At 63.6% G+C, this 23435-nt stretch carries 20 protein-coding genes and 1 pseudogene; 11 read left to right on the top strand and 10 right to left on the bottom strand.

Annotated elements, in window-relative coordinates; genetic code table 11:
• Nucleotides 1-183 precede the first annotated feature (183 nt).
• The 10 genes and pseudogenes from A9D13_RS18030 to A9D13_RS17985 all read left to right on the top strand — a co-directional run bounded on the left by A9D13_RS18030 (nucleotide 184) and on the right by A9D13_RS17985 (nucleotide 10515).
• The gene (locus tag A9D13_RS18030) at nucleotides 184-1005 is read left to right on the top strand and encodes an MIP/aquaporin family protein (RefSeq protein WP_229665471.1); all 822 of its coding nucleotides are present in this window, start codon (nucleotides 184-186) and stop codon (nucleotides 1003-1005) included.
• Between the two features lie 35 nt (nucleotides 1006-1040).
• Nucleotides 1041-2531 carry a glycerol kinase GlpK gene (glpK, locus tag A9D13_RS18025; protein ID WP_066776948.1) on the top strand — a complete coding sequence of 497 codons (1491 nt, stop codon included), beginning with the start codon at nucleotides 1041-1043 and terminating at the stop codon, nucleotides 2529-2531.
• 71 nt (nucleotides 2532-2602) lie between these two features.
• Nucleotides 2603-3226, top strand: a complete 624-nt coding sequence (locus A9D13_RS18020) for a class I SAM-dependent methyltransferase (protein WP_066776946.1) — start codon at nucleotides 2603-2605, stop codon at nucleotides 3224-3226.
• Nucleotides 3227-3231: 5 nt separating this feature from the next.
• A pseudogene (locus tag A9D13_RS20245) lies at nucleotides 3232-3672 on the top strand (low molecular weight protein-tyrosine-phosphatase); the annotation flags it as partial.
• A 10-nt stretch (nucleotides 3673-3682) separates the two neighbouring features.
• Nucleotides 3683-4483: a fructosamine kinase family protein gene (locus tag A9D13_RS18010; RefSeq protein ID WP_066776942.1), complete on the top strand. Its 801-nt coding sequence runs from the start codon at nucleotides 3683-3685 to the stop codon at nucleotides 4481-4483.
• Between the two features lie 112 nt (nucleotides 4484-4595).
• Nucleotides 4596-5021 carry an NAD(P)H-dependent oxidoreductase subunit E gene (locus A9D13_RS18005; RefSeq protein WP_066776940.1) on the top strand — a complete coding sequence of 142 codons (426 nt, stop codon included), beginning with the start codon at nucleotides 4596-4598 and terminating at the stop codon, nucleotides 5019-5021.
• The gene (locus tag A9D13_RS18000; protein WP_066776937.1) at nucleotides 5018-6550 is read left to right on the top strand and encodes an NADH-ubiquinone oxidoreductase-F iron-sulfur binding region domain-containing protein; all 1533 of its coding nucleotides are present in this window, start codon (nucleotides 5018-5020) and stop codon (nucleotides 6548-6550) included. Before A9D13_RS18005 ends, A9D13_RS18000 begins: the two co-directional genes overlap by 4 nt.
• Nucleotides 6547-7374, top strand: coding sequence for a formate dehydrogenase accessory sulfurtransferase FdhD (gene fdhD, locus A9D13_RS17995; RefSeq protein WP_066776934.1), 828 nt, complete (start codon nucleotides 6547-6549; stop codon nucleotides 7372-7374). The genes A9D13_RS18000 and fdhD overlap by 4 nt, the downstream gene beginning before the upstream one ends.
• A complete protein-coding gene (fdhF, locus tag A9D13_RS17990; RefSeq protein WP_066776931.1) occupies nucleotides 7364-10231 on the top strand; it encodes a formate dehydrogenase subunit alpha in 2868 nt (955 codons plus the stop codon). The genes fdhD and fdhF overlap by 11 nt, the downstream gene beginning before the upstream one ends.
• Nucleotides 10228-10515 (top strand): formate dehydrogenase subunit delta, encoded by a 288-nt coding sequence (locus tag A9D13_RS17985; protein WP_066776929.1) that lies wholly within the window; start codon nucleotides 10228-10230, stop codon nucleotides 10513-10515. Before fdhF ends, A9D13_RS17985 begins: the two co-directional genes overlap by 4 nt.
• Before the next feature lie 11 nt (nucleotides 10516-10526).
• Here A9D13_RS17985 and fumC read toward each other — a convergent pair whose 3' ends face one another.
• The 6 genes from fumC to A9D13_RS17955 form a co-directional block, all read right to left on the bottom strand.
• Nucleotides 10527-11921 carry a class II fumarate hydratase gene (gene fumC, locus A9D13_RS17980; protein WP_066777562.1) on the bottom strand — a complete coding sequence of 465 codons (1395 nt, stop codon included), beginning with the start codon at nucleotides 11919-11921 and terminating at the stop codon, nucleotides 10527-10529.
• Nucleotides 11922-11968: 47 nt separating this feature from the next.
• Complete coding sequence (locus A9D13_RS17975) at nucleotides 11969-13213, bottom strand: dipeptidase (protein ID WP_066776927.1); 1245 nt, start codon at nucleotides 13211-13213, stop codon at nucleotides 11969-11971.
• Between the two features lie 90 nt (nucleotides 13214-13303).
• Nucleotides 13304-14587, bottom strand: coding sequence for an MgtC/SapB family protein (locus tag A9D13_RS17970; protein ID WP_156522162.1), 1284 nt, complete (start codon nucleotides 14585-14587; stop codon nucleotides 13304-13306).
• Nucleotides 14588-14671: 84 nt separating this feature from the next.
• Nucleotides 14672-15781, bottom strand: a complete 1110-nt coding sequence (locus tag A9D13_RS17965; RefSeq protein ID WP_066776923.1) for an FUSC family protein — start codon at nucleotides 15779-15781, stop codon at nucleotides 14672-14674.
• A gap of 80 nt (nucleotides 15782-15861) precedes the next feature.
• Entirely contained in the window at nucleotides 15862-17289 is a 1428-nt protein-coding gene (locus tag A9D13_RS17960; RefSeq protein ID WP_066776920.1) for a sensor histidine kinase, read from the bottom strand.
• 155 nt (nucleotides 17290-17444) lie between these two features.
• Nucleotides 17445-17708 (bottom strand): hypothetical protein, encoded by a 264-nt coding sequence (locus A9D13_RS17955; RefSeq protein WP_066776912.1) that lies wholly within the window; start codon nucleotides 17706-17708, stop codon nucleotides 17445-17447.
• Between the two features lie 609 nt (nucleotides 17709-18317).
• Here A9D13_RS17955 and A9D13_RS17950 point away from each other — a divergent pair.
• Nucleotides 18318-18689: a PilZ domain-containing protein gene (locus tag A9D13_RS17950; RefSeq protein WP_066776911.1), complete on the top strand. Its 372-nt coding sequence runs from the start codon at nucleotides 18318-18320 to the stop codon at nucleotides 18687-18689.
• A gap of 69 nt (nucleotides 18690-18758) precedes the next feature.
• Here A9D13_RS17950 and A9D13_RS17945 read toward each other — a convergent pair whose 3' ends face one another.
• The 4 genes from A9D13_RS17945 to A9D13_RS17930 are packed head-to-tail and all read right to left on the bottom strand — an operon-like array spanning nucleotide 18759 to nucleotide 23210.
• The gene (locus A9D13_RS17945) at nucleotides 18759-19655 is read right to left on the bottom strand and encodes an SDR family oxidoreductase (RefSeq protein ID WP_066776908.1); all 897 of its coding nucleotides are present in this window, start codon (nucleotides 19653-19655) and stop codon (nucleotides 18759-18761) included.
• Between the two features lie 48 nt (nucleotides 19656-19703).
• A complete protein-coding gene (locus tag A9D13_RS17940; protein ID WP_082922549.1) occupies nucleotides 19704-21551 on the bottom strand; it encodes a glycoside hydrolase family 15 protein in 1848 nt (615 codons plus the stop codon).
• Nucleotides 21545-22435 carry an alpha/beta hydrolase gene (locus A9D13_RS17935; RefSeq protein WP_172808222.1) on the bottom strand — a complete coding sequence of 297 codons (891 nt, stop codon included), beginning with the start codon at nucleotides 22433-22435 and terminating at the stop codon, nucleotides 21545-21547. The genes A9D13_RS17940 and A9D13_RS17935 overlap by 7 nt, the downstream gene beginning before the upstream one ends.
• The gene (locus tag A9D13_RS17930; protein WP_066777547.1) at nucleotides 22428-23210 is read right to left on the bottom strand and encodes an SDR family NAD(P)-dependent oxidoreductase; all 783 of its coding nucleotides are present in this window, start codon (nucleotides 23208-23210) and stop codon (nucleotides 22428-22430) included. Before A9D13_RS17930 ends, A9D13_RS17935 begins: the two co-directional genes overlap by 8 nt.
• Nucleotides 23211-23435 lie beyond the last annotated feature (225 nt).

The raw sequence follows: 23435 nt of genomic DNA, 5'->3' as shown, positions 1-23435 counted from the left end.
CAAAGGGCCCGGTCGCCGACGCCTGGGAGATATGGGGAGAGGGGTAGGCGCCGACGACCGGATTACGCTTCGACGCCTATTTAGGTCCCGAAAAACGAAAACTCAAACGAAAATATTGACGTTCGTACGAAACCAAATGCTATGGGGCGCATTGAAAGCGAAAATATATCGGAGGATTCTCCCTTGCCCCTGAAAGGCCGCCTGATAGGCGAACTCATTTCCGAAATGCTGGCGGTGGCGATCATCATCACCCTTGGCGACAGCGCCGCAGCCATGATCATTCTTTACGATCCCAGCCCATACGCGACCGCCTATTGGGGCGTGTGCATCGCCTGGGGCCTGGCCGTGACGCTGGCGATTTTCGTCACCGGCTCGGTATCGGGCACGCATGCCAATCCGGCGGTGACGCTGGCGCTGATGCTGTTTCGCGGTTTTCCCAAACGAAAGGTGCTGCCCTATATGGCAGCGCAGGTCGTGGGCGGATTCATTGGCGCGGCGCTGGTGCTGCAGATGTATGGCCCGGTGATCGATGCCTTTAACGCCACCCATGAGCTGACCCGCGCGGCGGGCGGCGCATCGGGCGTGTTCTTCACCAACCCCGGGCTTCACATCACCCCCACCCATGCCTTTTGGGACGAGGTGATCCTGACCGGCATCCTGCTGCTTGGCATTTTCGCGATCACCGATGAATATAACACCGTCGCGCCCATGGCGAATTCGGGCGCGTTCATGATCGGCTTGCTGGTCGCCGGGATCGGCGCATCGGGCGGATATCTGGAAGCATGGCCGATCAATCCGGCGCGCGATCTTGGCCCGCGCATTTTCGCCTTTTTCGCAGGCTGGGGATCATCCGCCCTGCCCGGCAAGGATTTCTACATGTGGGTGCCCATCGCGGGCCCGCTGGTCGGCGGCGTGGTCGGTGCCGCGATCTATCAATATGGCGTGAAGCCGTTCCAGAACCGCGAAGAAATGGCCGGAGCCAGCGACGCTGACATCCCTGCCTGAACCAGATATTAACTTCCCCCCCGGAGAGATCAAAGATGACCCAGCCCCGCCATATTCTCGCCATCGACCAGGGCACGACCAGCACCCGATCCATCGTATTCGACGACGCGGCCAAGCCCATCGGCACCGCGCAGTGCGAATTCCAGCAGCATTATCCCGAAGGCGGCTGGGTCGAGCATGATGTCGAGGATATCTGGCGCGATACGGTGAAAACCGCGCGCGAGGCGATCGCCAAAAGCGCCCTGCCCGCCAGCGCCATTGCCGGCATCGGCATCACCAACCAGCGCGAAACCGTGGTCGTCTGGGAACGCGTCACCGGCAAGCCGATCCACCGCGCCATCGTCTGGCAGGATCGCCGCACGGCCAAGCTCTGCGCCCAGATGAAGGCAGCGGGCGAGGAAGAGGGCGTGCGGGAAAAGACCGGCCTTCTCGTCGATCCCTATTTCTCGGCGACGAAGCTGGCATGGATTCTGGACGAGGTTCCCGGCGCCCGCGCCCGCGCCGAAAAGGGTGAGCTGGCATTCGGCACCATCGACAGTTTCCTGCTGTGGCGCCTTACTGGCGGCAGGGTCCACGCGACCGATGTCACCAATGCGGGCCGCACCCTGCTTTACAACATCCGCACGCAAGCGTGGGACGAAGAGCTGTGCCGCCTCTTTCGCGTGCCGATGGCGATGCTGCCGGAGGTACACGATAATTCCCATGTCTTCGGCATGACCGACAAGGAATTGCTCGGCGCGGAAATCCCCATCGCGGGCGTTGCGGGCGACCAGCAGGCGGCCCTGTTCGGGCAGGCCTGTTTCGATGTCGGCATGGCCAAGAGCACCTATGGCACCGGTTGCTTCATGCTTTTGAACACCGGCAAGGAGGCGCTGGCTTCGCAGAACCGCCTTTTGACCACGCCCGCCTATCGCCTGAATGGCGAGATGACCTATGCGCTCGAAGGATCGATCTTCGTCGCGGGCGCGGCGGTGAAATGGCTGCGCGACGGCATCGGGGTCATTACCCATGCGCGTGAGACGAACGACATGGCGACGCAGGTGCCCGGCAATCACGGCGTCTATATGGTGCCGGCCTTCGTCGGCCTTGGCGCGCCGCATTGGGATCCGGACGCGCGCGGCGCGATCTTTGGCCTGACCCTTGGCGCGACGCAGGCGCATCTGGCCCGCGCCGCGCTGGAGGCGGTGGCCTATCAGACGATGGACCTCGCGCAGGCGATGGTCGCCGACGGCGGCAAGGCGCCCGAAGCGATCCGTGTCGATGGCGGCATGGCGGCGAACGACTGGCTGTGCCAGTTTCTTGCCGACATGCTGGAGGCCCCGGTCGAGCGCCCCGTCCATCTGGAAACGACGGCATTGGGCGCGGCCTTTCATGCAGGGCTTGCGACAGGCGTTTGGGAAAGCCTTGGCGATCTGGCCGCGACATGGACGCAGGGCGATCTCTTCACCCCCAGGATGAAGGCGGACGAGCGCCAGCAGTTGATCGGCGGTTGGCACGAGGCCGTGCGAAAGACCCTCACCCGCTAGGCTTTCTGTTCGCTGGCCTTTCGGAATGCCCCGGCGCTTCCTACATCGCCGGGGCACCAAGGGAGCAGCGCATGGCAGATCACGGGCAGTCGCAATTCTGGGACGACAGGTTCGAGGCCGAGCATTACGTATTCGGCACCGAGCCCAACGCCTTCCTGAAGCGTGAGGCCCATCGCATCGCGCCCGCATCGCGGGTACTGGCCGTGGCCGACGGCGAAGGACGCAATGGCGTATATCTTGCCGGCCTCGGCCATGATGTCGTCGCTACCGATTTCGCGCCAAAGGGCATCGCCAAGGCCCGCCGACTTGCCGGCGAAAAGGGCGTGAGGCTGCATACCGAACTGGTCGATCTGGCCGACTATGGCTGGCCCGAGGCCGAGTTCGATGCGGTTGTCGCCATTTTCATCCAGATTGCCGATCCCGCATTTCGGGCAGAAATCTTCAAAGGCTTTGCAAAGACGCTGAAGCCGGGCGGCCTGCTCCTTCTCGAAGGCTATCGGCCAGAGCAGCTGGAATACGGCACCGGCGGCCCGAAAGCGCGAGAGAACCTTTATACCGAGGATATGCTGCGCGAAGCCTTTGCTGGCTGGGACATAAGCATATTGAACGCCTATGATGCCGAGGTCGACGAGGGACCGGGCCATTCTGGCATGTCCGCGCTGATCGACTTAATCGCCATACGGCCGGAGAATTGACCTCTATGCCATCAGTTCTTTTCGTCTGCCTCGGCAATATCTGCCGCTCCCCTCTGGCAGAGGCCGCTTTGCGTTCGCGGCTTTCTAAAGCCGGGCTCGACTGGGAGGTCGATTCAGCAGGCACCGGCCACTGGCATGTCGGCGGCCCGCCCGATCCACGCGCGCAGGCAGAAGCGAAGCGCCGGGGCGAGGACATCTCCTCCTATCGCGCCCGCCAGATCGGCGAGGTGGATTACAGCAGCTTCACCCACATATTCGCGCTCGACCGCGAAAACCTTGCCGATATCCGGGCGCGTGCCCCGATGGATACGACCGCTGAAATCGCGCTGCTTCTCGATATGGTCGAGGGGCTTGAGGGCGAGCCGGTCGCCGACCCCTATTACGGCGGCGACGAGGGCTTTTCCCGCACCTGGGACCAAGTCGATCGCGCGGCCCGCGCCATCGTCGAAAGCTGGGATGAGCCTTCGCACACAGGCCTCCGCCCTGCTGGGACAACCGGTATTCAACATCATGGCGCTGCATGGCGGCGACATATCCGCTGTCCATCTGCTCACGCTGGAAAACGGCGACACACTGGTCGCAAAACAGGGCCCGCTTGTGGCGCAGGAGGCGCGCATGCTGGGCGCAATTGCTGCCAGTGGCGCCGCCGCCCCGCAGGTCATCGCGTGCGATGGCGACCTGCTCCTGATGGAAAGGGTCGAGGATGGAGGCCGGTTATCCTCCGGGTGGAATGACCTCGTCGACCAGATGGCCATGCTCCGCTCCGCCCATGGCGAGAGCTATGGCTGGGGCGAGGATTACGCCTTCGGCAAGGTCGCGATGATCAATACGCGGCACACCTGCTGGCCTGATTTCTGGGCCGAAAACCGGCTGATGTGCCATGTCCATGACTTGCCCCGCGATATTGCCCGGCGCGTAGAGACGCTGGCCGCGCGGCTGCCCGACATGCTGCCCGAACGGCCGCCGCCTTCGCTGCTGCATGGCGATCTGTGGGGCGGAAACGTGCTGGTGGCGCCCGCCGGTTCCTGCACGCTGATCGACCCCGCCTGCTTTCACGGCGATCGGGAAGTCGATGTTGCCGCACTCACCCTGTTCAACAATCCGCCCGACAGCTTTTTCGATGCGCTCGACATGGAGCCGGGATGGCGGGAGCGGCAGCCGATCTATTGCCTGTGGCCATGGCTGCTGCACCTGCGCCTGTTCGGCAGCAGCTATCGCGCGCCGGTCGAAAACGCGCTAGCGCTTTCGGGTATGTGATAGATTGCGATCATTAGCTGCAGAACGGTTAAACTCTGTTTCAGTCAGGCCCGTGGCGTAATTAACGCAACGGGTTTATCATCCTGACCATAACCGGGAGAAGATTGCAGGTATGACCCAGGAAGGGCGCATCGCGGAAATCTGCGAAATCCATGCTGGCAGGGAAGGCCCGCTGCTGCCGATCCTGCACGATGTCCAGGCGGAACTGGGCTGCGTCGATGCCGCTGCTGAAATGCAGATCGCCAATGCACTCAACATCAGCCGGGCCGAAGTGCGTGGGGTGGTCAGCTTCTACCATGATTTCAGTGCCGAGCCCGATCCGCGCCCCGTGGTGCAGATCTGCCGCGCCGAAGCCTGCAAGGCGCGCGGCGTCGAGGCGCTGATGCCAAGTGCCAGCGCCGCTGCCGGAGAGCGTGTGCGGATCGACACGGTCTATTGCCTTGGCCTTTGCAGCGTTGGCCCGAATGCGCGGATCGGCGATGATCTGCATGCACGGCTGAACGGGGAGCGGCTGACCAGGCTGATCGAAAACGCATGAGCATTGTTCGCATATCAAGCGACGCCGTCGCCCGCGCCTGCGGCTCCGCCGAAGTGGAGCGCGCCTTTACCGAAGCGGGCTGCACCGTCGAGCGCGTCTCGGGCTGGGGCATGCACTGGCTGGAGCCGGTCGTAGAGGTCGACGGCATCGGCTATGCCGAAGTCACCGCCGCCGATGTCTCCGCGATCCTTGGTGGCAGCAGCGACAAGGCGATCGGCGCGATTGCCGAGCATCCCTGGATTTCCAGCCAGCAGCGCCTGACCTTTGCCCGCGCGGGCCGCACCCGCCCGCTCTCCATGGAGGATTACGAGGCCACCGGCGGCTGGGCGGGACTTAACCGCGCGCGCCGGATCGGCCCCGAAGCCATTGTCGAGGAAGTCACCTCCAGCGGCCTGCGCGGCCGGGGCGGCGCGGGCTTCCCCGCCGGGATCAAGTGGCAAACGGTCGCGGGCGCGCAGGCTGCGCGCAAATATATCGTCTGCAACGCCGACGAAGGCGACAGCGGCACCTTTGCCGACCGCATGCTGATCGAGGGCGATCCCTTTGCCCTGATCGAGGGCATGGCCATCGCTGCCCTCGCCGTGGGCGCGCAAAAGGGCTTCGTCTATCTGCGCAGCGAATATCCCGATGCGATTGTCACGCTGAACGCGGCCATCGACCTTGCCGCCGCGAAGATCGCTCCATTCGAGATCGAGGTCCGCGTCGGTGCGGGCGCCTATGTCTGCGGAGAGGAAACCTCGCTCCTCAACAGCCTTGAAGGGAAGCGCGGAGAAGTCCGTGCCAAGCCGCCCCTGCCCGCGCTGCAGGGTCTGTTCGGGCAGCCGACCGTGGTCAACAACGTGCTGACGCTGGCGGCCGTGCCGCATGTTCTGATGGACGGTGGATCGGCGCAATACGGATCGCTGGGCATGGGTCGGTCGAAGGGCACGATGCCGATCCAGCTTGCCGGAAACATTAAGCATGGCGGCCTCTATGAAACCGCTTTCGGCATCACTTTGGGCGAGCTGGTAAACGAGATCGGTGGCGGCACCGCCAGCGGTCGCCCCGTCAAGGCGGTGCAGGTGGGCGGTCCTTTGGGCGCCTATATCCACCCTGACCAGTTCGACCTGCCCTTCGACTATGAAGCCTATGCCGGGGCCGATGCGCTGATCGGGCATGGCGGGGTGACCGTGTTCGACGATCACGCCGACATGGCCGAAATGGCGCGCTTCGCCTTCCAGTTCTGCGCGGCCGAAAGCTGCGGCAAATGCACGCCGTGCCGCATCGGCGCGGTGCGCGGGCGCGAGCTGATCGGGCGCATCCTTGACGGCGGGCGCGAGGCTGATGCGCTGGAGCGTGCGCCGCAGATGCACAACACCTCCACCGCCACGCGCAGCCGGGCCGAGGAGGTCACCCTGCTGGAAGATTTGTGCGAGGTGATGAAGGACGGCTCGCTCTGCGCACTGGGTGGGTTCACGCCTTATCCGGTGCTGAGTGCAATTCGTAACTGGCCGGAAGATTTCGGCCTGCCGCCACGGGGCGAGACATGAGCGGCAAACAAACCCTGCGCTTTGTCGAGTTGGGGCTGGGTTCGCCCGGCATGGGTGAGATTACTCGCGACGTGCCGGTGGAAATGCCCATCGCTTTCGAATTCGCAGGGCTTGCCTATGCGGTGATGATGGCGACCCCGACCGATATCGAGGATTACGCCACCGGCTTCGCCTTTGCCGAGGGGCTGATCGAGCGCGCCGACCAGCTGACCAATATCACCCCGGCAGAGGTCGAAGGCGGAATAATCCTGCGTGCCGACCTTCCGCAAGCGGGGACCGAAACCCTGCGCGAACGGCTGCGCCTGCGCCTGTCGGAAGGCAGCTGCGGCTTGTGCGGATTGCAGGGGATCGAGGAGGCCTTGCGCCCCCTGCCCTCGCTTGTCGCTCAGCCCAAGGCCGATGGCGATGCGATCACCCGCGCGCTGAACGATCTGCCCGAACACCAGCACCTGTCCCGCGCGACCGGCGCGACCCACGCCGCCGCGCTATGCGATGCGTCGGGCGCGATCCTTGCCGTGCGAGAAGACGTGGGGCGCCACAATGCCCTCGACAAGCTGATCGGTCACGCCTTGCGCACTGGCATCGACATGGCCGCCTGCTTCATCGTGCTGACGGCGCGCTGCAGCTATGAGCTGGTCGAAAAGACCGTGCGCGCCGGATGCCCGCTGCTGGTCACGATTTCCGCGCCCACCACGCTTGCGGTCGAACGCGCCCGTGCGGCGGGGTTGACGCTGGTCACGCTTGCCCGGCGCGACACGGCGCTGATCGCCTGCGACCCTTACGAAATTTTCGCTCCCGAAAAGGAGGTCTGCGATGGCCTATGAACGCCAGCCCGACATGGGCACCCCCGCCAGCCATTCCGATACCAGCGTCACGCTGACCATCGACGGGCGCAAGATCACCGTACCCGAAGGCACCAGTGTCATGCGTGCGGCTGCGGAATCGGGCGGCGACATCCCGAAGCTGTGCGCGACGGATAATGTCTCGGCCTATGGCTCCTGCCGCCTGTGCCTTGTCGAGATCGAGGGACGGCGCGGCACGCCTGCCAGCTGCACCACGCCTGTCGCCGATGGCATGGTGGTCAAGACCCAGACCCCGCGCCTTGCCAAGCTGCGCCGCGGGGTAATGGAGCTTTATATCTCCGACCATCCGCTGGATTGCCTGACCTGCAGCGCCAATAATGATTGCGAGCTTCAGGACCAGGCCGCCGCCGTGGGCCTGCGCGACGTGCGCTATGGCTATGAGGGCGAGAACCACATGGGCAACAAGCCCGATGTCTCGAACCCCTATTTCCTCTTCGCACCCGACAAATGCATCGTGTGCAGCCGCTGCGTGCGCGCCTGCGACGAGGTGCAGGGAACCTTCGCGCTGACGGTCGACGGACGCGGGTTCGGCAGCCAGATCAGCGCCGGACAGACCTCCGACGATTTCCTGTCGAGCGACTGCGTTTCCTGCGGCGCCTGCGTGCAGGCCTGCCCGACTTCGGCACTGATGGAAAAATCGGTGAAGGATATGGGCAAGCCCGAACGCTCGGTCGTCACCACCTGCGCCTATTGCGGGGTGGGCTGCACCTTCCGTGCCGAGATGAAGGGCGAGCAGCTTGTCCGCATGGTGCCGTGGAAGGACGGCAAGGCCAACCGGGGCCACTCCTGCGTCAAGGGCCGCTTCGCATGGGGCTATGCCAACCATAAGGACCGCATCACCACCCCGATGATCCGCGATGCCATCGACCAGCCGTGGCGCGAGGTTTCGTGGGACGAAGCCCTGTCCTTCACCGCCGCCCGCCTCAACGCGATCAAGGCCGAGCACGGCGCGCAGGCCTTGGGCGGCATCACCTCCAGCCGCTGCACGAATGAAGAGACCTTCCTCGTGCAAAAGCTGGTGCGGGGCGGGTTCGGGTCGAACAATGTCGATACTTGCGCGCGGGTTTGCCATTCGCCGACCGGTTATGGGCTGAAGACCACTTTCGGCACCAGCGCGGGGACGCAGGATTTCGACAGCGTCATGCAGTCGGACGTGATGCTTGTCATCGGCTCGAACCCGACCGACGGGCACCCCGTCTTCGCCAGCCGCATGAAGCAGCGCCTGCGGCCCGATTTGAATAAGGATGGGGGTGCAAAGCTGATCGTCATCGACCCGCGCCGCATCGATCTGGTCAAAAGCCCGCATATCGAGGCCGCGCATCATTTGCCGCTGCAGCCCGGCACCAATGTCGCGGTGCTGACCGCGATGGCGCATGTCATCGTGACCGAAAGGCTGGCAGACGAAGAGTTCATCCACGCCCGCTGCGACTGGGACGAATATCAGGACTGGGCGCGCTTTGTCTCCGACGAGCGTCATTCACCCGAAGTGCTTGAGGCGGTGACCCGCGTGCCCGCCGCCGATCTGCGCGCGGCGGCGCGGCTTTATGCGACGGGCGGGAACGGGGCGATCTACTACGGCCTCGGCGTCACGGAACACAGCCAAGGTTCCAGCACCGTCATGGCCATCGCCAATCTCGCCATGGTCACCGGCAATATCGGCCGCCCCGGCGTCGGCGTGAACCCGATGCGCGGGCAGAACAATGTGCAGGGCGCCTGCGACATGGGCAGCTTCCCGCATGAGCTGGCCGGCTATCGCCATATCTCCGACGATGCGGCCCGCGCCTTGTTCGAGCAGGACTGGGGCGTCACGCTTGACGCAGAGCCGGGGCTGCGCATCAACAACATGCTCGATGCCGCGGTCGATGGCAGTTTCCGCGCGATCTACATCCAGGGCGAGGATATCCTCCAGTCCGACCCCAATACGAAACATGTGGCCGCTGGGCTGGAGGCGATGGACTGCGTCATCGTCCACGATCTCTTCCTCAACGAGACCGCGAACTATGCCCATGTCTTCCTTCCGGGCAGCACTTTCCTTGAGAAGAACGGTACCTTCACCAATGCCGAACGCCGCATCCAGCCCGTTCGCAAGGTGATGGAGCCAGCCAACGGTCTGGAAGACTGGGAAGTCACACAGGAACTGGCCAAGGCCATGGGCCTCGACTGGAACTACGCCCACCCCGCCGAGATCCTTGCCGAGATCGCGCGCCTCACCCCCAGCTTCGCCGGTGTTTCGTGGGAGATGCTGGAAGAGAAGGGATCGGTGCAATGGCCGGTCACCGCCGAAAGGCCCGAAGGCTCGCCCGTGATGCATATCGACGGATTCGTGCGCGGAAAAGGCAAGTTCGTCGTCACCGAATATGTGCCGACCGATGAAAAGACCGGACCGCGCTTCCCGCTGCTGCTGACGACGGGGCGTATCCTCAGCCAGTATAACGTCGGCGCGCAAACGCGGCGCACCGCCAATACAGCATGGCATCCCGAAGACATGCTAGAGATGCACCCGACAGATGCGGAGAACCGGGGACTGAAGGATGGCGACTGGACCCGCCTTGCCAGCCGCACCGGGGAAACGACCCTGCGCGTCACCGTGACCGACCGGGTTGCGCCGGGGGTAGTCTATACGACCTTCCACCACCCTGAGACGCAGGCAAACGTGGTGACCACCGATTACTCGGACTGGGCCACCAATTGCCCCGAATACAAGGTCACCGCCGTGCAGGTCATGCCGTCCAATGGCCCCACCGACTGGCAGGAGGATTACGCCCAGCTTTCGGAACGCTCACGCCGCATCGATACCGAGCGGGAGCCGGCGGAATGAGCACGGAGGACACGCTGACCCGCATGGCCAATGATATTGCGAAGAATTTCTCCGCGATCGGCCATCAGGCCGCGGTCGAGGCAACCGCCGATCATATCCACCAGTTCTGGGACCCGCGCATGAAGGCCAAGGCCTACGCCATGATCCGTGACGGACACGACAGCTTCTCCGAACCCGCCCATGCCGCGATAACCCTGCTGATGCAGGGCAAAGCGCCCGGATCGCAGACCCGCGCGACCGAATTCAGCGGCATCGGTGGCATGGGCCGTTCCGACGCGGGTTAGGCCGACGCGGGCTAGATCATGTCCTGCGGGCGGACCACGCGGTCGAAAGTCTCGCCATCCACCAGCCCCAGTTCCAGCGCAGCTTCGCGCAGGGTCTGGCCGCTTTCATGCGCATGCTTGGCGATCTTGGCCGCATTGTCATAGCCGATTTCCGGCGCCAGTGCGGTCACCAGCATCAGCGAGCGGCCGACAAGATCGGCGATCCGCTCACGATTGGGCTCGATCCCCTCAACGCAGCGGGTGGCGAAACTGTCCATGCCCGTCGACAGAAGGTGCAAAGACCGGATGACCGCCGCGCCAATCATGGGCTTGAACACGTTGAGTTCGAATGCGCCCTGCATCCCGCCCACGGTCACGGCCTGATGATTGCCGATCACTTGCGCCGCCACCATGGTCAGCATCTCGCACTGAGTGGGATTGACCTTGCCCGGCATAATGGAACTGCCCGGCTCATTCGCGGGCAGGCTGATTTCACCCAGCCCCGAACGCGGGCCTGATGCGAGATATCGGATATCATTGGCGATCTTGTTAAGGCTGACCGCCAGCGTGTTCAGCGTACCCGACAGCTCGACCAAAGCATCGTTCGATGCAAGCGCCTCGAAACTATTGGGCGCAGGGGTGAATGCCGTGCCAGCAAGCGTCGACAGTTCGCGCGCCATGGCCATGCCGAACCCCTTGGGCGCGTTGAGGCCGGTGCCGACCGCCGTTCCGCCCTGCGCCAGCCTGCGCACGCCTTCCAGCGCATCGCCCACGCGCCGCTCACCATCGGCCAGCTGCTGCGCATAGGCGGAAAACTCCTGCCCCAGTGTCAGCGGTGTCGCGTCCTGCAGATGGGTGCGCCCGATCTTGACGATATCGCCCCATGCGCCCGCCTTTGCCGCCAGCGCCTTGCGCAGCTTCGCCATGGCGGGAAGCAGCGCGCTTTCCACCATCCGCACGGCCGCGACATGCAACGCGGTGGGGAAGCTGTCGTTCGAGGACTGCCCCTTATTGACGTGATCGTTGGGGTGCACCGGGTCTTTCCCGCCGCGCGTGCCGGTCAGCATTTCGTTGGCGCGGCCCGCGATCACCTCGTTCACGTTCATGTTCGACTGGGTGCCGCTGCCGGTCTGCCAGATGACCAGCGGGAATTGATCGTCGAGCTTGCAGTCGATCACCTCGGCAGCGGCAGCCTCGATTGCGTCGGCGAGTTCGACGGCAAGGCCATGGTCGCGGTTCACGCGGGCGGCGGCCTGTTTTACCATGGCCAGCGCGTGCACGATCTCGATCGGCATCGCCTCACGCGTGCCAAAGGGGAAATTCTCGATGCTGCGCTGGGTCTGCGCGCCCCAATACGCATCGGCGGGCACCTCGATGGGGCCGATGCTGTCGGTTTCGGTCCGGAAAGTTTCGCGGGTATCGCTCACTGCATTCTCCTCGTGCATGGAAAACGCGTGGGCGCGCAGGCGTTCCCCTATTCGGCAGGCTTCGGATCGGCCTTGGCTTCCACCTCGCGCATGACGCGCAGGATATTGCCGCCCCAGATCTTGGCGATGTCATCGCGGGAATAGCCCCGGTCCAGCAGCGCCTGCGTGATGACCGGCAGGTCGGTGATATCCTCGATTCCCGCAACGCCGCCGCCGCCGTCCCAGTCCATGCCGATGCCGACGTGATCGGGCCCGACAAGGTCAAGGATGTGGAACAGGTGCTTGAAGAAGTCATTACCGTCAGGCCGGTCGACCAGCGGATATTGCGCGTCGATAGCGCGCAATTTCGCCAGATACGACTGGTATGTCGCCTCATCCATCTCTGCCGGTGCGCCCATCTCTTCGCGCAAAGCGCGCATGGCGGCATTGCGCTCGGGGCTCGGCTCCACCTCGCGCAGATAGCCGGCATAGCTGTTGACCTGCACCACCCCGCCCTTGGCTGCCAGTCTCTTCAGCCGCGCGTCATCCACATTGCGCGGGTGGTCGAAGATCGCCTTTGCGCCCGAATGCGACAGGATCACCGGCGTGGTCGAATGTTCGAGCATGTCGTCCAGCACCTCGTCGCTGGAATGCGAGGCATCGACGATCATGCCAAGGCGGTTGGCCCGCTTTAGCAATTCAAAGCCCAGCGGCGACAGGCCGCCATATTTGGGCCCTTCCGGATCGGTCGAGCTGTCGGCGAACTGGTTATTGCGGAAATGCGCAAAGCCCACCATGCGCACGCCCATCTTGTAGAACAGGTCGAGCATCGAGACATCCTCGCCCAGCGGATAGCTGTTCTCGATGCTCATATAGCTGACGCGCTTGCCCTCACCCTTGATGCGCGCGGCATCATCGGCGGTCAGCGCCAGTTCGAATTGTTCGGGATGGGCCGCGATCATGTTGCGAATGGTCATCCCGCGCATCACCGCGAAATCGCGAACGCGCTTGTAATCCCATTCCCCTTCCGGATCCTGGGAGGTGTAGATCACCCACCAGCCGCCATCCAATGCACCCTGCACCATGCGCGGATAATCGACCTGCGTCCCGTCGCCGCGCACGTCGTGGCGGTCCATGATCGACCAGCCCGGGCGGTCCATCGCTTCTGGCGTGTCGAGATGGGTATCCAAGGTGATCATCCCGCGCTGCAGTTCCAGCGTCTCATAGGGGACGTCCTGCGCCAGCGCGGCAGGTGCCAAAAGCGTGGAGGAAAGGGCGATGCCTGCGATGAGGCCGATGCGGCTTATGTCCATGGCCGCGCACTATTGCGCCGCTTCGTCGCCATGAAAAGGGTGAATTTGCTGCACTGCGGCGTGGATTGTCCCCGGCCCCCGCGAAAAGCCTCAGGCGAACTGGGCGATCGCATCGGCTGCCAGCACGACCAGCAGCACCGCCTGGCTGGATATCAGCGCCAGAACGGCGGTGCGTCCCTTGCTCCAATGCGCATTGGCAAAGGTGATGGCGGTCTTGAACGCCATGTTCACCGCCACTGTCCCTGCCAGGGCCAAGGCCGCGATCCGCACCGGCACCGCGCCGCTGGGCAATGCCGAATAAGCGACCGTCGCGGCATCGACGTCAAAGCTGCCCGCAATGAACAGCGACAGCCCGCCGCCCGCCGAACCGAATTCCGCCTGCGCCCAGTTCACCAAAAGCGATGCGCCTGCCACGGCCAGCAGGAAGACCATGGCCGGCAGCAGCGCGAACGGGCGTTTCGAGATGGCGCCGGGCGCGCCGGTCGATGCCGTCTCGAACCGCCAGGCGACTGCGGTCGCGGCAAAGGCCATGACGGCAGGCAGCGCCAGCAGCTTCGTCAATGGCCAGCACACATCGGGCGCGATCACCAGCGACAGCAACATGACGCGCAGATACATGATCGCGCTGGCCAATGAGATGCCGGTCGCGAACGGCCCGGATTCGCGGTTAGCCAGCCGGGTCGACAGTGCCGCCGTGACCGCTGTCGAGGAATAGGCCCCGCCGATCATGGCTGTGACGATCGTCCCGCGCTTTTCACCAACCACCCGGTTGGCGACATAGCCCGCGATGGAAAAACCGGTAATCAGCAGCACCACCAGCCACAGCCTGAACGGGTTCCACGCATCATAGGGGCCATATTGCGCATCGGGCAGGAACGGCAGCACGGCCAGCGTCAGCACGCCATAGCGGGCGATCGCCTGCATTTCCTCGCTTGTCAGCCGGTCGAGGAAGCCGTGCGACTGTTTACGCATGGCAAGGATGAAGCTGGCAAGCGCGGCACCGGCAATGGCAAAGCTGGGATAGCCCGCCCCTGCCATAAGCCCCAGCGCCAGCGCGACCATCGCGGCGACCATCGTCGTCGCGTCGCGCCTTTCCGGATCGCCGTTGCCGCGCAGGAACAGCGCGACCAGCCCCGCCACGATCCCCGCCAGCAAAACCGCCGCGATCAGCGCCGAGGTCTTGAGCGCGATCAGCGCGCTCAGGGCCCCCATGCCGCCGATCAGCGTAAAGGTGCGAATACCCGCGACGCGCGTGCCGCTCGCCCGCCCGCGCTGGGTCCAGCCGCGCTCTATCCCGATCAGCAGGCCGCTGGCCACGCCTGCCAGCAATGGCAGGACAAGATCGGCATCGAAAAACAGCTCCTGGCTTTGCACGGCCCCATCCGTTTCATCATCCGTCCCGCTGGACGCTGCCGCCAAACTCCTGTCCCGGCAAGAGCGCAGCCGGGGATATCGGCACTATTGCCGGACCGGCCTTAGCCGCAGCACCCGGATGACCGCGCACCTGACGGGATTGCGGATGGCATCGACATGCAGCAGGAACCCGCCCAGCAGGCCCATCAGCGATCCCAGCACCGTATCAAGGAACCGCGCCGCCATCAGCGGAGCGGGATTGACCGTGCCGCCGATCGTCGCCTCGGCAAGGGTGATCGCGTAAGGGGTGATGAATACCGCGGCCATGGCGTAATTGCGCACCACGATTGCCTGAATCAGGAACATCAGCACGAAAACCGTGATCGCGAGATGCCAGGGCGTATCCGCAAGGCTGAGCACGAAGGCGGTGAGGAGCAGGCCGACCATCGTCCCGATAATCCGCTGCAGCTGCCGCCGCCACACCGCCTTCAGATGAGGGCCCTGCAGCACCGCAAGGCAGCTGATCGTCACCCAATAGGGCCGGTCGAAGCCCAGCCTCTCCGCCATCGCCAGCGCAAGGCCGATGATGAACGCAAAAGCGAGGGAATCGGTGATGACATCCCCCGCGATATCCTTTGGCGGGGGTTCGGGATCAACAGGTTCGCGCCGGCGGGTAATGTACCAACTGTAGAAAAACCCGACGATGATCGCCGACATGCAGCCCAGCGCAAATATGCCCAGCCTCTGCGGCATCTGCTCCAACCCGCCGGGAACATAGGCGCCGATGGATGCGGCGATGACGAAGAATAGATTGCTGGGCGGCGCAATCCGGTAATAGCGGCAGCCGCAGGTGACGAAGAAAGTGACCAGCACGAGGGAGAACACGCGCAGTTCGGGCATGATCTGCGCGATCTGGCCCAGCGCGAAACAACAGATCATGCCCGACGCGGCGGCCATGATGGTGACCAGCCGGCGGTCCAGCGTGCTTCTTGGCATATAGGTGAGGGTCATTGCCCCGATCGAGGCGATGGTGGCCTGGCTGATCGCGCCGAAGCCTGCCCCGATGAACAGCGGCAGCGCAGCCGCGAAAGCGATCGCCACCGGATAGGCCCATGGCCGGTCGCTGCTGCGGGGCACGAAAAGTTCGGACAGCTCGTCCCGCGCAGAACTGAGCCGTTGTCGTCCCTTGCCGGATTGCGGCCCGGCATCGGTCATTCCGGAATATTTTCGGGACATTGCGGCCATGCCTGATGCGCGGGGAATGCAAACCGCTCGCGGCCGACAGGCGCTGCGGCCTATTTCCCCTGTTTAACGATCTTGAGCCGGATGGTGCATTGCAGGCCTTCGGGCTCGTACTGCAACGCGGCTTCGCCATCGTGCTCCATCACGAAACCCGCCTCGATCAGGCGGGTTCCGAAACCGCGCCGCTGCGGCTTGACCACGGGCGGCCCTCCGCTTTCGCGCCATTCGATGGTCAGGCTGTCGCGTTCATCCCCTGCCGGTTCGACCGACCAGGTGATCGCGATCCGTCCGCCCTGGGTGGACAGCGCGCCATATTTGACCGCATTGGTGCACAATTCATGCACGGTCATGGCCAGAGCCACCGCCAGTTTCGGCGAAAGCAGAACATTGGGACCATCAAGATCGAAGCGCGTGAGATCATCGCCCGTCGCGGCCTGAATCGAGGATACGAGAGTATCGGACAGGGTTGATGCCTCCCAGTTCTGGCTGGTCAGCAGATCATGCGCTGCCGCCAGCGCCCGCAGCCGTTCGTTGAAAATCCGGCGCGCCTCGCCCGTGGCGTCGATTGTGCGGAAAGACTGACCGGCAAGCCCTTGAACCACGGCAAGCGTGTTTTTCACCCGGTGATTTAGCTCTTCCAGCAGCAGTTCCTGCCGCCGCTGCGCCATGACCTCCTCGGTCACGTCATAGCCCTGCACGTATATGCCGGTGGGATTGCCGTTATGATCGGAAATCGGCTGGTAGATGAATTCAAGATACATGCGCTTACGGCCGGTCGCCAGATCCAAAAAGATCTCCTCGCTCCGGCCGAAATAGGGCGTGCCGCCTTTCCAGACCTCGTCGAGGACGCGCACGAAGCCCTGCTCGACCATCTCGGGCATGGCCTCGGCCACGCTCAGACCGATAAGCTCACGATTGCCCGTCAATTCGTAATAAGCGTCATTGGCCAGTTGGAACACATGGTCCGGCCCATCGAGGAGCGCCACGAAGCCGGGCGCCTGTTCGAACATGTGGCGCATGCGCTCGGTCTGCTCTTCAAGATCGAGATTGCGCGCCTGCACGACCCCTGCGCGCTCGACCACGCGCACCTCTTCCCTCAGCTGTCGCAGCTTGTGCAATTCGGTCACGTCGACCGTGTGCTGCAGGATATGCGTGATTTCGCCATCATCATCGAGAATGGGCGTATGCGTGGCGCTCCAGAACCGCTCGCTCATCGATCCGTCGGGCGCGCGGATATCATAACGGATCAGCGCGATCTCATCGGCTTTGCGTGTTTCCAGTACGCGATCGAAGGAACTGGACAGCAGATCATGGCTCTCCCCCTCGCTGGGAAAGGCGTCAAAGACATTGCGCCCGACGATGGCACTTTCCGTTTGCATGGTGACCCGCAGATAGGCCTCGTTCGCCCAGACGATCACGAGATCGGGGTCCATCACCACATAGGGATTGGGTGAAAAAGTGAGGAGCGCTTTGTAGTCCATGGGGATCGGCGGGGACGTCCATTACAGCCCGGATCGGGCGCGGCGGGGAGATAAGGTCGCGCATGGTGCCCCTGCGAATAGCCAAACGCAACCCGATTGCCCTCGTGCCCGAAATTCGATTCGCGGCACGTGCGAGCCATGGACCGGCTAGGCCGTCAGCTCTTGTCGGCGGCAGCGTCCAGCATGTCCATCAGGTTACGCGCGGCTTCGCGTTCATTCTCGTCCTCGAAAGCGATATCGAGGTCGGGCGCTTCTCCCAGGACATGGAGCAGGGCCCAGATGGCGAAACGCTGCGGAGCCTGCCGGGCCAGCCCCAGATCGACCCGCATTTTCTCGATCCCCGCCTCTCGCGCCGATGGCGCCACGGCAGATATGTCGCTGGTGCCGAAATAAAGGCGGAGTTGTTCGTCGAAATCCATCGCCCGCCGATAGCCGAGTGCGGTGATCGGGCCAAGCGGTCTTGGCGCAGGCAGCCCAAGGCGGGCAAAAAGAAACCCGGTTCGGATAAACCGAACCGGGTGAAAAGTTTTGGGAGAGGATGCCTGAAAGGCAGGTCCCTTATCTGCTCGCACTTGCGACTTCGCAAGTGCAAAAACAACAAATCGTATTGTACTTTAGGTCAGGGTCCTTCCGCGGCGGGGGGTTCGCGGGACAGCGCGATCGCAGCAGGCGGCGGGCTTGCCCCATTCACGCCTGACGCACGGCTGGAATGCCGGCGGATAAAAGCAGAAAAACAACGATATTTTGCGTATTTGACCGCAAATTATACAAATTTGAGTAGATTTTAACGCCGCCGAGGTAACGTTCACAGTAATTGGTGCCCTATTGCAAAAATAGGAAGCGAATCGCCAACCCGCAGTTTCCCGGTCACGAATGCAGCCGCGAATCATTCGGATACGTCGTGCTGCAGCGCACCATCGCATGGGTGATATCTGGTCGATGCGAGATTACGGGGTTGCATCGGAACCGGATCTTAACCCTGCACGCGATAGAATCGGTGCAACTCCAGTCCGAAGGGTTGCAAACCTATGTATCGTCGAGACCACGAGCGGCTGGCCTCCGACAGGCAGATCGAATGCCGGGTCGATGGCCGCACGTTTCAGGCCGTGCTCTATAATGTGTCGCTCAGCGGCTGCATGATCGAGATTCCGTTGAACCGCGTGTCGCAGGGCGACAGGCTTTTCCTCAAGACCGATGGGCAGATCCGCATGGCGGGCATGGTCGTCTGGCAGGAAGAGCGCAACGCGGGCGTGCGCTTCGACCAGCCCCTGCACGAAGCGGTGGTGCGCTTCCTTGGCTATGACCCGGCGAAATCGACGTCGCTGATGCCGACCGACCGTTTCGGAAGACCGCTGCCCCGCCTAACCCGGCCCATGCGCGAACTCGCGGGGGGCCACTAGGCACAAACACAAAGGGCATCGCGCGCACCCAATCGCACCCGATGCCCCTGTTCCGTTAGCGGCGCTTGATCAGCCGACCGAACCGGCCCCGCCCGTCACGCCATAGACTTCGCCGGTGATATAGCTCGCTTCCTGGCTCGCCAGCAGCACATAGACCGGCGCGATTTCCGCCGGTTGCCCCGGACGGCCATACAGGCTCTGCGAACCGAAGCTCTCGACCGAATCCTGCGGCTGCCCGCCAGAGGATTGAAGCGCGGTCCAGAACGGCCCCGGCGCGACGACATTGGCGCGAATGCCTTTTTCCATCAGCTGCTTCGAAAGCCCCTCGGTATAGGCGACGATGCCCGCCTTTGTCGTGGCATAGTCAAGGAGCATGGCCGAGGGTGAATAGGCCTGTACCGATGCGGTGGTGATTATCGATCCGCCTGCCGGCATATGCGGCACCGCAGCCTGGGTGATCCAGTGCATCGCATAGAGATTGGTTTTCATCGTCCGGTCGAAATCCTCGCTCGTCAGCTCGTCGATATTCTCACGGAACTGCTGGCGACCGGCATTGATGACGAGGATGTCGATGCCGCCCAGCTTTTCGGCGGCCTCCTCGACCATCCGGCGGCACCATGCCTCGTCCGTGATGTCGCCCGGCAGGTCGAGCGCGGTGCGCCCCTCCTTTTCGATCAGGGCGATGACATCGGCGGCATCCTGCTTTTCAGACGGCAAGTGCGAGATCGCGACATCGGCCCCTTCGCGCGCGAACGCGATCGCCGCGGCGCGGCCGATGCCGCTGTCGCCGCCCGTCACCAGCGCCTTGCGCCCTTTCAGCCTGCCCGATCCGACATAACTTTCCTCGCCATGGTCGGGCACCGGCTCCATCTTCGCCGCCTCGCCCGGAACGGGCTGCGGCTGGCGCGGGAACGGCGGGGCGGGATAGATGGTGCGCGGGTCCTTCATGGTCAGCATGTCGGTCATGGTCTTCTCCGGTAATAATGTTCAGAGCCAAGGGTTTGGCTCGCAAAATCAGCTCTCAGAGCCTTCACCATCAAGAACGGACAGGGCCATGATATGTGCCAGGTGGCTGAGACCTTGCGGTAGATTTCCGAGATAAGCGCCCGTGTCGGGGTCGATCATTTCGGACAGCACGCCCACGCCGCGGTCTATATGCGCATTCAGCGCCAGCATACGGCGCCTCGCGTCGCCCCGGTGGCCCAATGCGGCAAGCGCCTCGACCATCCAGAACGAGCAGGCGAGGAAGCACCCTTCGACCTTGTCCATGCCGGAATAGCGATAGTGCAAGGCGCCGCGTCCCAGCTCGGCATTGATCGCGGCCATGGTCTTTTCCAGGCGTTCGCGACCGTCGAACCCGAACCTGACGGCCAGCGCCAGCGAGGCATCGAGCATGTCGCTGCCGGGATACATCACGAACGCCTGCCGCTCCTCGCTCCAGCAGTTCTCCTCGATCCAGTCGAAGATCCGCTGCCGCTCGCGCGCCCAGCGGTCGCGGCAGGTGGTGGGAAGCTGCCCCTGATCCGCCAGCTCGACCGCGCGTTGCAGCGCCTGCCAGCAACTGATCTTGCTCATGGTGAAATGCTGTTCTTCGGGCAGTTCCCAGATGCCAGCGTCGGGCAGGCGCCACGCATCGGCACACTGGTCGGCAAGGTGGGACAATGTTTCCGCGCTCGCGCTGTCGATGATATTGCCCGCCGCGACGAAACAGGATGCGGTCTCGAAGATGTCGCCGTAAACGCCATGCTGCCGCTGCGCCCCTGCGCGATTGCCGATGCGCACCGGCTGCGAACCGCGATAGCCTGCGACATTCATGTGGCTTTCGTCCGGCACCGGCCCGCCATCCAGCGCATAGCAGACCCGCGCGCCTTCGCTGCGCAGCTGGTTTAGCAGCCAGGTGAAAGCAGCCTTTGCCTCGGCCTCCGCATCGGCGGCGAGATAGGCCTTGATCGTATAGCCCGCATCACGAACCCAGGCGTAGCGATAGTCGTAGTTCTTCTCGCCCCCGATCCCCTCTGGCAGCGAAGTCGTGCCCGCCGCCGCGATCGCGCCGGAAGGAGAATAGAGCAGCAGCTTTAGCGCCAGCGCGCTGCGCAGAAAGCGGTCTCGGTCCGCGCCATCATAGGAAACCCCGTCGGTCCAGCGCCGCCATTCGCGGTCCGATATGTCGATGCGCTCGTCGATCTGTTCGATGGAGGGGACGACCAGCGGCTCGTCTTGTCCGGCGATGATGGCGGCCACGCGGCGATCACCCTTGGTGACGGAAAAGCGCCCCCTTATTTCGGTATCCGACCATTCGCACACGATGCCGTCGTCGTGCAGGAGCAGCCCCAGCACCCGCCCCACATGGAATACGGTATGGGGACCGATGGTGGAGCGGTAAGGATTGACCGTGTCGCCGCGCCTTCCCGGCCGCATGAGAAGGTTGAACTCGACCTCGCCCTCCAGCCCCTCGATACGGCGGGCCAGCTCGTCCCAGGGAAGCCTGCCCGCCGTTCCACTGTTCAGCGATTCGGTCAGCCGGGCACGTCCGCTAGCGGTCGTGAAAATCGTATCCAGCACATTGCTGGACGGGCGATAACGCCTGTTGACGGTAAACTCGCCCACCGGCTCTATCACAAAGCACCCGCCATTTTCAGGGTCGAGCAAACGATCGAACAGGGGCGGGGAATCCATGTTCGGCACGCACCACCAGTCGATCGATCCGTCGCTGCCGGTCAATGCGATCGAACGCCCCTCGCCCAGCACGCCATATTGTTCGATTGGGAGGCAGCCCTCTGTCCGCTTTACCGCCTCTCCTGTCTGCAGGTCGACATCGTCGGTCTCTATGGGTGGCGGCGCGGCGGATTCATTGTTCAGCATGAGAGGGAAACGATCTTCTCCATGCTTGTGTCCCCGCCCTGCACGGGCGCTGCGTTCAGGAAATGCGCGATCGCTTCCAGCGTGGCGCGCGCCTGCGCCAGCCGGTCGGGCCACAGGGGCCACATGTGGCACAGGCCCCGTTCGATCCGTGCGGCGACGGGAACGCCTTCTTGCCCCAATGCCCGGATGAATAGCAGCGTATCATCCAGCAGCACTTCTGACGTAGCCGCGCTGATCCATACGGGCGGCAGCGCCGAAAGTTCGTGGACCAGCGGCGAGGCATCGGGATCGGCGGCAAGGTTTTCGCCAAACGCCATCTTCGCCAGCCGAAGGTCCGATGCGTGGTCGTTCATCGCATCGGATGGCGAATTGGGAATGCGCGTCACGCTCTGCCCGCTGCGGTCGGTATTGGGACTGATGAGCGCAAGCGCGCGCACAGCATCAGGCCGGTGCAGTGCGGCCAATATCGCAAGCTGCCCGCCCGCGCTGTCGCCGCCCAGATCGACAGGGCCATCCAGCGCATCGACCACGGCCAGCACATCGTCACGCTGCGCCGGGGCGCGATGTTCGGGCGCAAGCGCATAGCGCGGCACGATCACGGCGCGACCAAGCTGCCCCGCCAGATAGCTTGCCATGGCGGAGTGGGTTTCGGGCGAGCCGAATACCAGCCCGCCCCCATGCACCCAGACCAGCGGCGGCCCGCCCGCACCAAACGACAGGCAGGGCACGCCGCCCGGCTCCAGCGCCTTGCCCGCGACCGGCGGCGGGGCCAGCCGGGCAAAGGCGCGGCGCATTTCGGCAGGATTGCCCTCCACCGGATGCGCGCGAATATGGGCGAGCAGCGCCTGCCAGTCGGCATCATCCATCATATTCGCGTCACACATTGATGCTGCCGACCGCGCCGCCATCGACGCGCCAGTTCGCGCCGGTGACGAAACTGGCGAGTTCGCTGCACAGCATGGTGATGACGGCAGCCACTTCCTCGGGCTTGCCGCGGCGTTTCATGACAAGATAGGGACGCTGCTCTTCGAGGAAGCTTTCGACCGCCTCGTCGAAGCTACAGTCCTTTTCCTTCGACCGCTTTTCCATCATGCCATCGGTCATCGGCGTCTCGATGAACGCGGGCGCCACGCAATTGACCAGCAGGCCTGATCCCGAATGCTGCATCGCCACGCTCTTCGCAAATGACAGCAGAGCCGATTTCGCCGAATTATAGACCGTCTCATCCGGATAGGGCTGCGCCACGTTTTCGGAGGTGATGAAAACGACCCGGCCCCAGCCGCGATCCGTCATCGGCGGGCAGATATGCCGCGCCAGCCGTACCGCAGACAGGAAATCGATGTTGATCGCATCGGCCCATTCTTCCTCGCTCATGGCAAGCGGGTCGCCCTTGCCGCCGGTCACGCCGGTCGCGTGGACCCAGATGTCGAAATCGGTGCCTGCCGCCTCGACGAGGCTTTCGCAGCCATCCTTGCTCGACAGATCGCTCGCGGCATATTGCGCGCCATATTCTCCGGCCAGTTCCGCCAGGGCCTCTTCGTCGGTGTCGCTGAGGAACAGCGATACGCCTTCCGCATCCAGCATCGCGCATGTGTGACGGCCGATTCCGCCCGTCGCACCCGTGATAAGGGCTTTCCTGTTCTTGATCTTGAGATCCACGTAACGTCCTTTTTCAATAGTGTTTCTATCGATAAGGACCGCGGCCCATCCGGTTCCGCCGGCGCGCACGATCTGCGGCAAAGCGAGCGGAAGCGGGGACACGCCCCCGCCCGGCCGGGGCAAAGAATCTTACGGCAAACAAAAATAAAGAGAGCCAAAGCGCGATTCTGCCTGTAAGGGGCGCGCGAGATACCCGCATCGATAGTCAGGCAGGGGCCGTTTGGT

The organism is Croceicoccus mobilis, assembly GCF_001661965.1.
GTDB classification, from domain to species: domain Bacteria; phylum Pseudomonadota; class Alphaproteobacteria; order Sphingomonadales; family Sphingomonadaceae; genus Croceicoccus; species Croceicoccus mobilis.
The sequence above is the reverse complement of the archived record's forward strand: the minus strand, read 5'-3'. Positions and strand labels throughout refer to the sequence as shown.